This window comes from Rhodothermus bifroesti, from assembly GCF_017908595.1.
Taxonomy (GTDB): domain Bacteria; phylum Bacteroidota; class Rhodothermia; order Rhodothermales; family Rhodothermaceae; genus Rhodothermus; species Rhodothermus bifroesti.
Window position 1 is genome coordinate 1 of sequence record NZ_JAGKTL010000006.1, and the last position, 14299, is coordinate 14299.

Sequence of the window (14299 nt, forward strand, 5' to 3'; positions counted from 1 at the left end):
GCTGCTCAGGACCGGGCCGATAGTCGGCGCACTTGGGACTGGCGGGACGTTGTGCTCACCACCATCGTGCTAGGCCTCGTCCTGGCCATCTACCTCTACTTCTCCTTCTGGGTGTGAAATGCAGCACAAAAAATGAACGTGCAAAAATTTTCTACGGAAGCTGTACAGGAGGCCTTGTGGGTGCCTAGCGAGCTGGATACGCTGTGCATTAATGCCATCCGCTTTTTAGCCGTTGATGCGGTTGAACAAGCGAAATCAGGGCATCCGGGGATGCCGATGGGGGCTGCTCCCATGGCCTATGTGCTCTGGATGCGGCATTTGCGGCATAACCCGCGTGATCCAAAGTGGCCGAATCGGGATCGGTTCGTGCTTTCGGCTGGGCATGGCTCCATGCTGCTTTACGCGCTACTCCATCTGACGGGCTATGACCTTCCGATGGAGGAATTACAACGGTTCCGGCAGTGGGGCTCGCGTACGCCTGGCCATCCAGAGTACGGTCATACGCCAGGGGTAGAGACTACGACTGGACCGTTAGGCCAAGGACTAGCCAATGCGGTTGGCATGGCTATCGCTGAGCAATATTGGGCGGCACACTTCAATCGCGAGGGCTTCCCCATTTTTGACCATTTTACTTATGTCATTGCTTCGGATGGGGATCTGATGGAGGGCATTTCGCACGAAGCGGCTTCGCTAGCTGGGCATTTGGGCTTGGGGAAGCTCATTGTGCTTTATGACGATAATGACATTTCAATTGACGGTCCTACAGATCAGACGTTTACAGAAGACATCGGGGCTCGCTTTGAAGCCTATGGTTGGCATGTGCAGCACGTGGCCGATGGGAACGATCTGGTAGCGATTGATGCAGCGCTTAGGCAGGCGCAAGCAGAAACCGAGCGTCCCTCGCTCATCATCGTACGTACGCATATTGGCTATGGAAGCCCAAATAAGCAAGATACAGCGGCTGCGCACGGTGCACCTTTAGGTCCCGAGGAGGTGCGCCTGACTAAGCGTAACTTGGGCTGGCCTGAAGATCAGGTGTTTTATGTGCCGAAAGAGGTCTATCGGCACATGCGTCAGGCTATTGAGATAGGTCGGCAGCATCAGGAAGCCTGGGAGTCGCTGCTGGCGCAGTATCGAGAGCGTTATCCCGAAGAGGCCGCTGAACTGGATCGATGGCTTGCTCGCCGTTTGCCCAAGGCTTGGGATGCGGGGCTGCCCACCTTTGAAGCAGGCAAAGCCGTAGCTACGCGTAACGCGGGAGGGGCGGTGCTTGATGTGTTAGCTGCGCGCCTCCCAGAGCTGGTAGGGGGCTCGGCTGATCTAGCTGAATCGAACAAGACGCACCCGAAGGGCCGCGCGGCATTTAGCCGAACAAACCGCCAAGGCGGCTACATTCACTTTGGTGTGCGGGAGCATGCTATGGCGGCCATCTGCAATGGCCTGTCGCTCCACGGCCTGCGCGCTTACGCCAGCACGTTTCTGGTCTTTAGCGACTACTTGCGGCCTTCGCTGCGCTTAAGTGCCCTGATGGAGCAACCTGTTATCTACGTCTTTACCCACGATTCGATTGGTTTGGGCGAAGATGGCCCAACACATCAACCGATCGAGCACCTAGCCAGCCTTCGGGCGATTCCTAACGTTGTGGTGCTGCGCCCAGCCGATGCAACCGAAACGGTAGAGGCCTGGAAAGTGGCCTTAGAACGTGAACATGGACCCACGCTTTTGATGCTTACGCGGCAAAACGTGCCCGTACTCGATCGCAACCGGCTAGCGTCGGCCGAAGGGGTGCGGCGCGGCGGCTATGTACTCAAAGAAGCCCAGCGGCCCTTACAGGCGATTTTGCTGGCTTCAGGTAGCGAAGTGCACCTGGCACTGGCGGCTGCCGAACAGCTTGAGGCCGAAGGCCTCGGTGTACGCGTGGTCAGCATGCCTTCGTGGGAACTCTTTCGTCAACAAGACATCGCCTACCAGGAGCTTGTGTTACCCCCAGAAGTAACCGTACGCGTGGCCGTAGAAGCTGGCGTGGGACAAGGCTGGGAGCAGTTTGTGGGATGTCGTGGACGTATCGTGAGCATCGAGCGCTTTGGGGCTTCAGCTCCTGCTCAGGTGCTCTTTCAGCAGTTTGGCTTTACGCCAGAGCGGGTAGCCCAAGAAGTGCGGGCGCTGCTTCATCAGCAGCCGTAAGACAGGGAGCCTTATCGAATAGCAGGGGTAAATTGTAAAAACTAACCAAGCGGCGTAAGTCATGAAATTCTTTTTAGACACAGCGGACCTGGATGAAATCCGCGAAGCAGCGAGTTTGGGCATTCTTGATGGGGTTACCACCAACCCCACCCTGATCCGTAAAGCCGGTGCACGGGATTTCCACGAGCATATTTATCGCATCTGCGAGCTGGTTGAGGGCGACGTTTCGGCCGAGGTAACGGCTACGGATTATGAAGGGATGCTACGAGAGGCGCGAGAGCTGGCCCGCATTCATCCGCACGTGGTGGTCAAAATCCCGCTGATTACCGAAGGGATCCGGGCCATTCGAAAACTTTCGAGTGAAGGCATTCGGACCAACTGCACGTTGTGTTTTTCACCTACGCAAGCCTTGGTTGCGGCCAAAGCAGGCGCCACCTACATCAGCCCTTTTGCTGGACGGCTAGACGACGTTTCGGCCGATGGCATGCAGGTCATTGAGCAGGTGGTCCGAATTTACCGGAATTACGGCTTTAAGACGCAGGTGCTGGCTGCTTCCTTGCGGCACCCTATGCATGTGTTGCAGGCGGCCTTAATGGGGGCCGACGTAGCCACCATGCCTTTTAGCGTCATGATGCAGCTGCTCAAACATCCACTCACCGACATCGGACTGGAGCGCTTTCTCAAAGACTGGGAAGCTTACCTGCAGGCGCAGCAAAGCGCGAAGGTGTAATTGCCGCGTTACGTCTATCAAGATATCAACAGGGCAGACGCATGGGTCTGCCCTGTTTTGTATTTTGTCTAGGCAAGAAGTCGCTACACCGCAAGCCAGTACGCTAAACTTCAGTCGCTCTTGCCATGGCTCGACGCTTGCGCATTGGTCTGTTAACCGGAGGCGGGGATTGCCCAGGTATGAACGCTGTCATCCGGGCTGTTACCAAAAGCCTTATTCTGCAGGCCAATGCTGAGGTTATTGGCTTTGAGGATGGATACGAAGGGTTGATTGAAGGGCGTTTTCGCACCTTGGAATATGGAGATGTGAGTGGGATCCTGACGCGAGGAGGCACCATTTTGGGGACCAGCAACCGGGCTAATCCGTTCCGCTACTACCGTCGCGGCGAAGCCGATGTGTCGGCCGAGGTGGTGGCGCTCTACCGAGAGCTGGAGCTCGACGGCATTGTGGCTATCGGTGGAGATGGGACAATGACCATCGCACATGGTCTTTCAGAACGTGGCCTGCGCTTTGTGGGTGTACCTAAGACGATCGATAACGACATTTGGGGTACCGAGCACACGTTGGGTTTTGATACAGCAGTGCACGTTGCTACAGAAGCGATCGATCGGCTGCACACTACAGCCCAGAGCCATCACCGGGTGATGATTTGCGAGACGATGGGACGCTATGCGGGCTGGATTGCCCTCTACGCTGGGGTAGCAGCTGGTGCCGATGTGATTTTAATCCCGGAGCTGCCCTTCGACATCGAGGTCGTAGCCGAAGTGTGCCGGGAAAGAGAAAGCGATGGTCGGCGCTTTACGATCATTGTGGTAGCTGAAGGTGCCCGACCTGAAGGAGGTGCAATGCACGTGCATACGCAAGTCCCCGAAAGCCCTGATCCGCTTCGCCTAGGAGGGATTGGCTATGAAGTAGAACGCCAGCTTCGGGAGCGGCTGCGCAGTGAAGTGCGCACGACGGTGCTGGGTCATGTGCAGCGTGGCGGTACACCTACACCCTATGATCGCAACCTGGCTTCTGTCTTTGGGACCTATGCAGCGGCTTTGGTTCAAGCCGAGCATTACGGCCATATGGTGGCGCTGCAAGACGGTAAGATAACCACCGTGCCTTTGGCAGCAGTTGCAGGGCGCACGCGCACCGTGCCTCTAACAGCACCTATGGTGGGTGCAGCGTTGGCCGTGGGTACTTCTCTGGGCGTACGTGCGCCCCACTTGCCGCTGCTTGCCCCTGAGCCCACGGCTCCACTTGCCTAAAAAGGGTATGGCGATGCAGGTGTACTTGACCGGCGCCACAGGTTTTGTCGGTACCTACGTCCTACGGGCGCTTCGGGCAGCCGGGTACCGCGTGCGTTGTTTAGTGCGTAGGCCTGATCGACGTATGCCTTTTGAGGATGAGGGCGTCGAAAAGGTGGCCGGCGATCTATTGCGCCCTGAAACCTTTGAAGGCACGCTTGAAGGATGCGAGGCCGTCGTGCATTTGGTGGGTATTATCCAAGAAAAGCCTCGGCAGGGCATTACGTTCGATGCCGTGCATCGCCTGGGTACGCTGCATGTGGTAGAAGCAGCACGGCAAGCCGGCGTTTCACGCTTCATCCACATGAGCGCTAACGGTGCACGTCCTCATGGGGCAACGGCCTACCAGACGAGCAAATGGCAAGCCGAGGAAGTTGTCCGAAAGGCGGGCTTTACCCATTGGGTCATCTTCCGCCCCTCGATCATTTTCGGTGATCCGGGACAAGCGCCTCTGGAATTTGTCACCCATCTTGCCCGAACGCTGGTTAAGCCCTTCCCGGTGCTGCCGGTCTTTGGGGATGGAGAATATGCCTTGCAACCGGTGGCCGTCGAATCCGTTGCTGCCGCTTTTGTCCAAGCGCTGACGCATGCCCAGGCCTGTGGCCAAACCTACTGCGTTGCTGGGCCGCAACCGCTATCCTACAAGGCCGTGCTGGACGTGATTGCCCAAGCGCTGTTTGGGCGAACAAAGCCCAAGCTGCATGTCCCTCTAAGCTTGGTGCGGCCGCTGGTGCACACCCTTGGACGCACGGGGCTGCTGCCTATCACGCCGGAGCAGCTGACGATGCTGCTTGAAGGAAACACCTGCGATCCAAAGGCCTTCTACCATGATTTCGATGTGCCCCAAACGCCGTTTACGCCCGATACGGTGGCCTACGTGCGGCGCTACGTCTGAAGTCGCCGCCAGTGGACGCGATAGACCCCAGCACTCAGCAGTACAAGTGCCAAGTTGACGATAAACCCCCGAATTGCTTGGCGTTTGCTGCGTTGCTGCTCGAGGTGCGCCATTTTTTCTTGCTCAACCCGATATTGCTTAGCCAGCACGCCGCTTGTGTCGCTAGGCACTGATGCAACAACCATCGGCGGATCGGGCAGCAGCAAATTTAATCCATGCCGCACCAGCTGCACGCTGCCAATGAGCAGCAGCAGTAGCGCGATTAGGCAAACGAGGTGCAAGTAAAGGCTGCGGGCGTCTAGCGAGGCCATGAGCAAAAATTTATAAAGCAAAATAATCCGCTACCGCATAAACGGCAAGTTGCCCAAACAAAACGAGAGGGATTCCTGTCTTTGCCAGCGGCATCTTATCTTGTTGCCGAAGTTTCCAAAACGGAATCAACGTCCATGAGCCTTTCGTCGCCTTCTTCGAAAAGATACGTCGCTATTGCCGGAAATATCGGTGCTGGGAAAAGTTCGCTCACCCAAGTGCTTAGCGAATACTTCAAATGGGAAGCGGTCTACGAACGCGTTGACGACAACCCGTATTTGGCCGATTTCTACAACGACATGCGGCGCTGGTCCTTTAATCTGCAGATCTTCTTTCTCTCTAGCCGCTTTCGGCAACAGCGCCGCATTGAAGAGCTGCCGCATTCGGTAGTGCAAGATCGCTCGATCTACGAAGACGCCGAGATCTTTGCCCGAAACCTTTACGAAATGGGCCTAATGTCGCAGCGCGACTATGAAAACTACATCGCGCTCTTTGAGATTATGACTTCTTACCTAAAACCGCCGCACCTTTTGATTTACTTGCGTGCTTCTGTGCCTACGTTGGTGCGGCATATCCAGGCGCGAGGTCGGCCATACGAGACAGCAATTCGGATTGAGTATCTCGAGCGGCTTAACCGCCATTACGAGGACTGGATTGCCCGATACGATCTGGGACCGAAAATGATCATCGATGTGGATGAACTGGACTTCGTAAACCGGGAAGAAGACCGGCAAGAAGTGATCCGTCGTATTGAAAGCCGGTTGTTTGGCCTGTTTCCGGATGAATAGTCTGTGGTTTTGGAGCGGTGTGGTGGCGCTGCTAACGCTGCCCGTAGCAGCCCAAGTGCCTGCCGATACGGCAGGCCGCCGGGTCGTTGGATGGCCCTTGGCTGCAGAAGGGATGTTGCTCAGCGATACGCTGCCTGTCCGGCTACCCCTACTTCAATTCACCGATTTGCTAGGACGCGTGCCGGGATCATTCACCTATGCCTTTCGCCTCTTGGGGTGGCCCGACGGCTGGAGCCCCTGGGGAATGCCCCCACACCTGGTTGGGTTGCGCCTCGATGGACGCGCCTTTACGGATTTACTCACCGGTCGACCCCTGTATGAATGGCTTCCACTGTTTTTTCTAGAACCCGTCCGGTTAGGGCAAGGCTTTGAAGGAAAACCGGTTACGGTTTACACCATGTTGCGCGCCTACGACACCCCTCGGCCGCTGACGGAGCTGCGCTACCGTACCGGCGGCGATGGCCTGCAAAGCATCATGGCGCTTCATGTCCAAAACCGAAGACAGGTGCTTTGGGGGCAGCCCGGGCTACTCCAGCTAGCTTTTGGCTATGGCGGACATGCTATGCAAGGGGCGTATCCAGGTAGCCGGTTGCGGCGTGGGCGCCAGGTGCTCTTGCGCCTACGCTATCAGCAAATAAACTGGGCCTTAGAGCTACTCGCGTTGCACAATCGGGGGCAGGTTGGGGCACATGGGGGCGTGCTGCCCCACGTAGGCGGCCCTTTTGAAAGCATTTATGAGCCATTCGGCGCCTCGGTGCGCTACAGCTCGGCCCGCCGCCAGACGATCCGCACCGATTTGGCCCTGACGCTCCGCGCCCGCACAGGTTTAGCCCCTGCCCCTTTCACCCTCACGGCTTATAGTACCGTGCAGCATTTCCGCTATCTCAACCCAGAGCTCGATACCCTTGCTGCTCAAGCAGACCGTTACGGCTTTTACGTGCAGCAGCCGTTGCTGGGCATCACTTGGCGTGCAGAAGCCACGCTGGAACGTCTGCGCAGCGGCCTTACGGGCAGGCGCACCGCCTTTCAGCTTTTGGGAACCGATACCCTGCGCTTGGGCGCTTGGCAGCTTGCCTTGCGGGGACAAGTGCGTCGACGTGCCACCCAAACAACCTTAGATGCTGCGTTGCGATGGCAGCAAACCTCTGGTCGCGTGCAACCTTGGCTTGAGCTCGCTCTGGACCATCCCGAGCTACCCTGGCTTGCGCAGACCGGCCTAGGCGCACTGGTTGTGCCTGCCACCCTTGTCGAAAGGGGACGCATCGCTCAGCTGCGGCTGGGCCTCAAGGTCACCACAGACGTTTGGGGACTGTCGGCAGAGACCTTTGTGCACCAACGCAAAGGCGTTCCCGATATTTACGCCGTTGGGGCTGCCGATACAGTGCGTTTCGAAGCACCTGCAAGGCCGATCCTGCAAAACGGATTGGCCTTACGCCTAGAGTGGCGGGACGCGACGTCTCGAGGAGTTTATGCACACCTCCAGCCCACACTGCTGCGCACGCTCAACCCAGCAGCTTCAATGCTGCATCGCCAGCAAGCCGAGACCTTGCCTAAGCTCTTGGTGCAGGTGCGCTTGGGTGCCCGAATGCTTCTCTTTCAGGAGTTGGGTACGGATGCATATCTGCTGGGGCAGTTCTGGACATCTTTTCGCAGCCGTGTGCTACATGCGCCTACAGGACTTCTGGCAGTTCCCGAACCCGACGCGCGGCGCTTTGGGCCCTCGGGTACGTTGGACTTTTGTGTCGAGGCAAACCTGCGTACGGCTAAGCTTTTTCTCGTGTGGGAAAACATCACCAGCGGCACCGTGCTGCAAGCAGGAACGCTGCTGGTCCCTGTCTACCCCTTGGCGGCCCGCCGCTTGCGTTTTGGCGTTTACTGGCCCATCTGGGATTAGGAGGCCAACGGGTTTAGCCGCTGGCGTAGTCTGCGGGCTGCTGTGACCATATGCCGCAGGGCCGGCTCGACTTCAGCCCAGCGGCGCGTTTTGAGGCCGCAGTCCGGGTTAACCCAAAGCCGCTGGGCAGGAATGGTCGCCAATGCCCGCTCCAACAACCCTTCCATCTCTTCCACCGAAGGCACGCGCGGGGAGTGGATGTCGTAGACGCCAGGACCGATCGCGTTGGGATAGGCAAACTGCTGAAACGCCTCCAGCAGTTGCATGCCCGAACGGGCTGCTTCGATGGAGATCACATCGGCATCGAGGGCAGCAATGGCCTCCAAAATGTCTTCAAAGTCGGCGTAGCACATGTGCGTGTGGATCTGCGTTTGGTCACGCACGCCGCAAGAAGCCAACCGAAAGCATTCTACAGCCCACGCCAAATAAGCCGGGCGGTCGCGACGACGTAACGGGAGGCCTTCGCGGAGCGCGGGCTCGTCGATTTGGATGATCGCAATGCCGGCAGCTTCCAGATCAGCAACTTCATCGCGCAGCGCCAGGGCAATTTGACGACAGGTCTCAGCGCGCGGTTGGTCGTCACGGACAAACGACCACTGCAACAGGGTGATGGGACCGGTCAAGATGCCTTTTACCGGTCGAGCAGTGCAGCGTTGGGCATAGGTGATCCAGCGCAGCGTCATGGGTGCGGGTCGAGATACGTCACCGTAGAGAATGGGCGGGCGCACGCAGCGGGTGCCGTAGCTTTGCACCCAACCGTTTTGCGTAACCCAAAAGCCTTCGAGCTGCTCGGCAAAATATTCGACCATGTCGCTGCGCTCCGGCTCGCCATGTACAAGCACATCCAACCCTATGGCCTCCTGGCGCGCAATGGTTTCGGCAATGGTAGCCTCTAGGAATTGCTCATAGGCTTGACGGGAAAGGGTGCCGCGGCGAAAAGCGGCGCGTTTTTGCCGCAGCTCTTCGGTCTGTGGAAAAGAACCAATCGTGGTTGTGGGGAGCAGCGGTAAGCCAAGGCGTTGGCATTGGAGGGTATACCGCTCGGGAAACGGAAGCTTGCGGCAGGTCATCTCAGGCGTGCGCTGCGCTAGGCGTTGGCGCACAGCCGGGTTAATCCTTCGGGGAGATGCCATGCGTTCGGCCCGGGCTTGGCGTGCTGCTTCAAGCTGCTGGCGCACAGCGTGTGGGCCTTCACGCACTAGGCGTTTCAGTGTCACCAATTCGTCGAGTTTCTGACGGGCAAAAGCCAACCAGGGGCGGATCTCCGGATCCAGGTCAGGTTCAGCCTCCAGATCGATCGGCACATGCATCAGGGAGCAAGAAGGCCCCACCCAGACGCGGTCTTGACCCAAGGCAGCAACAGCTTGCTGCAAAAGGGCGGCTGCAGCGTCTAGGTCGGTTCGCCAGACATTGCGGCCGTCGACCAGGCCGAGCGAGAGGATGCGGTCTGGAGGCAACTGCGCCAGTGCCGGCTGGAGCTGCTCCGGTGCGCGTACCAGGTCGAGGTGCACCGCGACTACAGGCAGAGACAGCGCCAGCGGCAAATTCTCTTCCAACGCGCCAAAGTAGGTGGTGAGCACCAGCCCAGGAAAGTCCGCCCCTGAAAGGACCTCATAAGCGTGCCGATAAGCGTTGCGGGCGTTTTCAGAAAGGTCGAGGACCAGGCAGGGCTCGTCGATCTGAACCAGCTGCGCACCCGCTGCTTTGAGGCGACGCAACAGCTCAGCATACACCGGAAGCAGACGGTCCAGCAATGCCAACGGATCGAAACCCGGCACCACCGACTTGCCCAAAAGCAGAAACGATACCGGCCCGAGCACTACGGGTCGCGTTTCGATGCCTAATGCTTTGGCTTCCAGGTATTCGTCCAGTGGCTTTGTAGAGGCCAGGCGAAAGGTTTGTTCAGGGTGAAATTCTGGCACCAGATAGTGGTAATTTGTGTCGAACCATTTGGTCATTTCCAGCGGGGGGATGCCGGTCCCTTCTACCCCTCGAGCTGCGAGCTCTTTTTCTTGGGCGCCCCGCGCCATGGCAAAGTAGGTGTCGAGATCCACGCTTGGGCCATGCCAGCCAAAGCGTTGGGGAACGGCACCCACCAAAGCGATGGTATCGAGCACGTGATCATAGAGGGAAAAATCATTCGAAGGAATCTGATCGATGCCCGCTTGCTGTTGCCATTGCCAATGCTGCATGCGGAGCTGACGTGCGGTTTCGTACAGCTGCGCTTCCGTATGGCGACCGGCCCAGTAGCCTTCGACAGCCCATTTGAGCTCACGTCCGAGTCCGATACGGGGAAAACCTAGATTAACTGCTTGGATCATGATCGGCAGGGGTTTAATCGTCCCAGGAAAGTGCGGCCGCTTGCTGATACTCAGTGACGCGCGTTTCAAAAAAGTTCTTTTCCTTGGCGAGGTCGATCGTTTCACTCATCCAAGGGAACGGATTTTTGGAGCCGTAGCGTGCCCGCAAACCGATGCGTTCCAGACGCCGGTCGGCAATGTACTGGACATATTCGCGAAACAGAGGTGCCGTTAGGCCCAGCACGCCCCGCGGCAGGCAATCATAGGCGTAGGCGACCTCGAGTTCGACCGCTTCTTCGATCAGGCGCTCGACTTCTTGCTGAAATACGGGTGTCCAAAGCTCGGGATTTTCGGCTTTGATGCCATTGATGAGGTCAATGCCAAAGTTCAGATGGATGGTTTCGTCGCGCAGGATGTACTGAAACTGCTCGCCGATGCCGGTCATTTTGTTTTGCCGGTGGAAGGAAAGGATCATGGCAAAGCCACTGTAGAAAAAGATCCCTTCCATGATCACGTAATAGCCAATCAGGTTTTTGAGAAAAGCTTGCGCTCCTTCGGGGGTTGCGGTGGTGAAGTTGGGCTGGAGCACCTGGCGCGTCAGCTCCATCTCGAACTCGTCTTTGCGGGCTACCGCCGGAATTTCCCGATACATGTTGAAGACTTCACCCTCGTCGAGCCCAAGACTTTCGACAATGTAGAGAAAGGCATGGGTGTGAATGGCCTCTTCAAAGGCCTGGCGCAGTAAATACTGGCGGCATTCCGGATTGGTCACGTGCCGGAAAATGGCCAGGACGATGTTGTTGCCCACGAGGCTTTCTGCTGTGGCAAAAAAGCCCAGGTTACGCAGGATGACGAGGCGTTCGTCTTCGCTGAGCTGGCCAGAGCGCCACAGCTCGATGTCGCGCGCCATAGGGATTTCATGGGGCATCCAATGATTTTTGCACCCATTGAGGTAATGCTCCCAGGCCCAGGCATACTTAATGGGCATGAGCTGGTTGACGTCCACCTCGTGGCAGTTGATCAAGCGTTTGTCCTGGACGTGGATGCGGCGCGATCCAAAAGCAGGCAGTTCCATCATGGCGTTGTGGGGTTGGGATTTTTTCGGGTTTACTGGCAAGCTTCGCAGTTTTCGCGATCGGCAGCGCAGGCCGGACCTTCCCGCTGAACGACAATATCGCTGGAAGGCGATCGGCTTTTCATCCAGCGGGGCTGGATACCGCGGCGGTTGATGTCGAGCGTGGACTTTTCGATCTGCGTGGCAGCCAGGGTGCGGAGGTAATAGGTGGTTTTCAGGCCAAGCTGCCAGGCCAGCAGGTACATTTCGCTCAGTTTGCGGCCGCTGGGTTCGGCCAGGTAAAGGTTGAGCGACTGGCTCTGGTCGATCCACTTCTGGCGTCGAGCGGCGCAGGCAATCAGCCACTGCGGCTCGATCTCAAAAGCGGTGCGGTAGCGCGCTTTGAGTTCGGGCGGGATGCGATCGATTTCCTGAACCGACCCGTCGTAGTATTTCAAGTCTTCCAGCATGGCCTCGTCCCAAAGCTCCAGTGCCTTGAGGTCGCGCACCAGGTAGGGATTCACCTGCGTGAATTCGCCCGAGAGGTTGCTTTTGACGTAGAGGTTTTTGTAGGTGGGCTCGATCGACGGGCTGGTGCCGCAAATGTTCGCAATGGTGGCCGTGGGCGCAATCGCTAGCACATTGGAGTTGCGCATGCCCTGGCGCCGGATTTTTTCACGCAGCGCGTCCCAGTCCAGCCGCGCTGTACGTGGGACGGGCACAGGCTCGCCGCGCTCAGCTTCCAGCAGGTCGAGCGTATCCAAGGGCAACAGCCCTCGGTCCCACTTGGAACCCTTGAAGCTTGGATAAGCCCCCCGCTCGGCCGCCAGGTCGGAGGAAGCTTCGTAGGCCCAATAGGCAATAAGCTCCATCACCTCATCGGCAAAAGTCACCGCTTCCTCGCTGGCATAGGACAAGCCGCGCCGATAAAGCGCGTCCTGAAAGCCCATCAACCCAAGCCCAATGGGACGGTGACGCAAATTCGACGTGCGGGCCTCGGGGATGGGATAGAAGTTGAGATCGATGACGTTGTCCAACATGCGAACGGCTGTGCGGACGGTCTGCCGTAGCTGGTCGCGATCCAACGCGCCGTGCTCGTCCAAATGGGCAGCCAGATTGACCGAACCCAAGTTGCAGACCGCAACCTCTTCGGGCGAGGTGTTTAGGGTGATTTCGGTGCACAAATTCGAAGAGTGAACCACGCCGACGTGGTCTTGGGGCGAGCGAATGTTGCAGGGGTCTTTGAAGGTCAGCCAGGGGTGGCCGGTTTCGAAGAGCATAGAGAGCATTTTGCGCCAAAGCTCCGTGGCAGGCAGGCGGCGCCAGTTGCGAATGCGGCCGGCTTCCGCTTCGCGCTCGTAATGTTCATAGCGTTCCCGGAAGGCCCGGCCATAAAGGTCGTGCAGGTCCGGGACTTCATCGGGCGAAAAAAGCGTCCAGTGACCGCCCTGACGCACCCGCTGTAAGAACAGGTCCGGGATCCAGCAGGCTGTGTTCATGTCGTGCGTGCGGCGACGCTCGTCGCCCGTGTTGCGGCGCAGTTCGAGAAATTCTTCGATGTCCAGGTGCCAAACTTCTAAGTAGGCACATACGGCTCCCTTGCGTTTACCGCCCTGGTTGACGGCCACGGCCGTGTCGTTGACAATCTTCAGGAAAGGGATGACGCCCTGGCTGCGGCCGTTGGTGCCTCGGATATGGGCACCCAAGGCGCGGACAGGCGTCCAGTCGTTGCCCAAGCCGCCGGCCCATTTGGAGAGCAACGCATTGTCGCGGATGGCCTTGAAAATAGCTCCCAGGTCATCTTGCACAGTCGTGAGGTAACACGAAGAAAGTTGGGGGTGTGGCGTGCCCGCATTGAAGAGCGTAGGCGTGGAATTCATGAAGCGGAAGCTCGAAAGCAGCTCGTAGAACTCGATGGCGCGGCGGGTTGGGTCGTCCTCTTCAAGGGCCAGGCCCATGGCCACGCGCATCCAGAGGTACTGGGGCAGCTCAAAGCGACGGCCTTCGGGCTCGTGCAATAGGTAGCGGTCGTAGAGCGTCTGAAGCCCAAGAAAGGTGAACTGCCGATCGCGCTCAGGCTTTAGGGCTTCGGCCAGCCGATCCAGGTCAAACCGGCGCAGGCGCCCATCCAGCCGCTCGAGTCGGATGCCGTGCTCTACGTAGGTGCGAAACCCTTTGCGGCAGGCTTCGGCCTGTTGGGCAAAAGGGATGGCGTAGCCAAAAACCTCTCGGTAGAGCGCGTCGAGCAAAAGGCGGGCCGCCACGTAGGTATAGTTTGGCTCCTGTTCGATGCGTGCCCGTGCCGCCAAGATCAAGGCGCGGTCCAGTTCGTCTTCGGAAATCCCCGGGTAAACGGTCCGCAGCAGTTCTTCGTAGATGCACGCGGCGTCGACGTCCTCCAGTTCCGCGCAGGCCGCTTCGATGCGTGTGCGAAGCATTTCGTGTGGGAAAGGCGCCTCGCTACCGTCGGCACGCCGATAGGTAAGCTGCTGACGGCGGCGGGCTTCCGCACGGGCCTCGCGGTAGAGGATGTAGCGCCGGGCCACAGCATAGCGCCCTGCCCGCATGAGCGTGCGTTCCACTTCGTCTTGAATCTCCTCGACGGTGACCTCAGGCCTTCCTTGGCACCAGCGTACGACGGCACCAGTAAGCGCATCGAGTTCTTCGGCCAGTTCAGGCGCCAAGGGTGCATCCGAAGGCAAAGCCAGGGTGGCACGGAAGGCGCGTTCCAGCGCAAAGCGAATTCGGGAAGGGTCAAAAGCCACCCGGCGGCCATCCCGCTTGAGGACTGTAGGCGGTGATGGGGGCGAAATGAGCAATTCGGCCATCGTGGTACCTCGGGGTTTGGGTTCT

10 protein-coding genes are annotated in these 14299 nt (G+C 58.3%); 6 read left to right on the forward strand and 4 right to left on the reverse strand.

What is annotated here, in order from left to right:
- Positions 1 to 132: 132 nt before the first annotated feature.
- From tkt to J8E65_RS12220, 4 genes are all read left to right on the forward strand, one after another.
- A complete protein-coding gene (tkt, locus tag J8E65_RS12205; protein ID WP_210376453.1) occupies positions 133 to 2184 on the forward strand; it encodes a transketolase in 2052 nt (683 codons plus the stop codon).
- A gap of 61 nt (positions 2185 to 2245) precedes the next feature.
- Positions 2246 to 2914 carry a fructose-6-phosphate aldolase gene (gene fsa, locus J8E65_RS12210; RefSeq protein WP_210376454.1) on the forward strand — a complete coding sequence of 223 codons (669 nt, stop codon included), beginning with the start codon at positions 2246 to 2248 and terminating at the stop codon, positions 2912 to 2914.
- A 125-nt stretch (positions 2915 to 3039) separates the two neighbouring features.
- Positions 3040 to 4167: a 6-phosphofructokinase gene (locus J8E65_RS12215; protein WP_210376455.1), complete on the forward strand. Its 1128-nt coding sequence runs from the start codon at positions 3040 to 3042 to the stop codon at positions 4165 to 4167.
- 7 nt (positions 4168 to 4174) lie between these two features.
- Entirely contained in the window at positions 4175 to 5101 is a 927-nt protein-coding gene (locus J8E65_RS12220) for an SDR family oxidoreductase (protein ID WP_237182015.1), read from the forward strand.
- Here J8E65_RS12220 and J8E65_RS12225 read toward each other — a convergent pair.
- Complete coding sequence (locus J8E65_RS12225) at positions 5092 to 5412, reverse strand: hypothetical protein (protein ID WP_210376456.1); 321 nt, start codon at positions 5410 to 5412, stop codon at positions 5092 to 5094. The two genes, J8E65_RS12220 and J8E65_RS12225, sit on opposite strands and share 10 nt — an antisense overlap.
- Positions 5413 to 5547: 135 nt before the next feature.
- Here J8E65_RS12225 and J8E65_RS12230 point away from each other — a divergent pair, with 135 nt between their 5' ends.
- Positions 5548 to 6198, forward strand: a complete 651-nt coding sequence (locus tag J8E65_RS12230; RefSeq protein WP_210376457.1) for a deoxynucleoside kinase — start codon at positions 5548 to 5550, stop codon at positions 6196 to 6198.
- Positions 6191 to 8092 carry a hypothetical protein gene (locus J8E65_RS12235; RefSeq protein ID WP_210376458.1) on the forward strand — a complete coding sequence of 634 codons (1902 nt, stop codon included), beginning with the start codon at positions 6191 to 6193 and terminating at the stop codon, positions 8090 to 8092. Before J8E65_RS12230 ends, J8E65_RS12235 begins: the two co-directional genes overlap by 8 nt.
- Here J8E65_RS12235 and metE read toward each other — a convergent pair.
- The 3 genes from metE to J8E65_RS12250 are packed head-to-tail and all read right to left on the reverse strand — an operon-like array spanning position 8089 to position 14274.
- Entirely contained in the window at positions 8089 to 10413 is a 2325-nt protein-coding gene (gene metE / locus J8E65_RS12240) for a 5-methyltetrahydropteroyltriglutamate--homocysteine S-methyltransferase (RefSeq protein ID WP_210376459.1), read from the reverse strand. The two genes, J8E65_RS12235 and metE, sit on opposite strands and share 4 nt — an antisense overlap.
- 13 nt (positions 10414 to 10426) lie before the next feature.
- Positions 10427 to 11509 (reverse strand): ribonucleotide-diphosphate reductase subunit beta, encoded by a 1083-nt coding sequence (locus tag J8E65_RS12245; protein WP_262896833.1) that lies wholly within the window; start codon positions 11507 to 11509, stop codon positions 10427 to 10429.
- Positions 11500 to 14274, reverse strand: a complete 2775-nt coding sequence (locus J8E65_RS12250) for a ribonucleoside-diphosphate reductase subunit alpha (RefSeq protein ID WP_210376461.1) — start codon at positions 14272 to 14274, stop codon at positions 11500 to 11502. The genes J8E65_RS12245 and J8E65_RS12250 overlap by 10 nt, the downstream gene beginning before the upstream one ends.
- Positions 14275 to 14299: the final 25 nt, after the last annotated feature.

Excerpts from the sequence above, each read along its gene's own strand:
- tkt (WP_210376453.1), top strand. The coding sequence starts at position 133 with ATGAACGTGCAAAAATTTTCTACGGAAGCTGTACAGGAGGCCTTGTGG.
- fsa (WP_210376454.1), top strand. The coding sequence starts at position 2,246 with ATGAAATTCTTTTTAGACACAGCGGACCTGGATGAAATCCGCGAAGCA.
- J8E65_RS12215 (WP_210376455.1), top strand. The coding sequence starts at position 3,040 with ATGGCTCGACGCTTGCGCATTGGTCTGTTAACCGGAGGCGGGGATTGC.
- J8E65_RS12220 (WP_237182015.1), top strand. The coding sequence starts at position 4,175 with ATGGCGATGCAGGTGTACTTGACCGGCGCCACAGGTTTTGTCGGTACC.
- J8E65_RS12225 (WP_210376456.1), bottom strand. The coding sequence starts at position 5,412 with ATGGCCTCGCTAGACGCCCGCAGCCTTTACTTGCACCTCGTTTGCCTA.
- J8E65_RS12230 (WP_210376457.1), top strand. The coding sequence starts at position 5,548 with ATGAGCCTTTCGTCGCCTTCTTCGAAAAGATACGTCGCTATTGCCGGA.
- J8E65_RS12235 (WP_210376458.1), top strand. The coding sequence starts at position 6,191 with ATGAATAGTCTGTGGTTTTGGAGCGGTGTGGTGGCGCTGCTAACGCTG.
- metE (WP_210376459.1), bottom strand. The coding sequence starts at position 10,413 with ATGATCCAAGCAGTTAATCTAGGTTTTCCCCGTATCGGACTCGGACGT.
- J8E65_RS12250 (WP_210376461.1), bottom strand. The coding sequence starts at position 14,274 with ATGGCCGAATTGCTCATTTCGCCCCCATCACCGCCTACAGTCCTCAAG.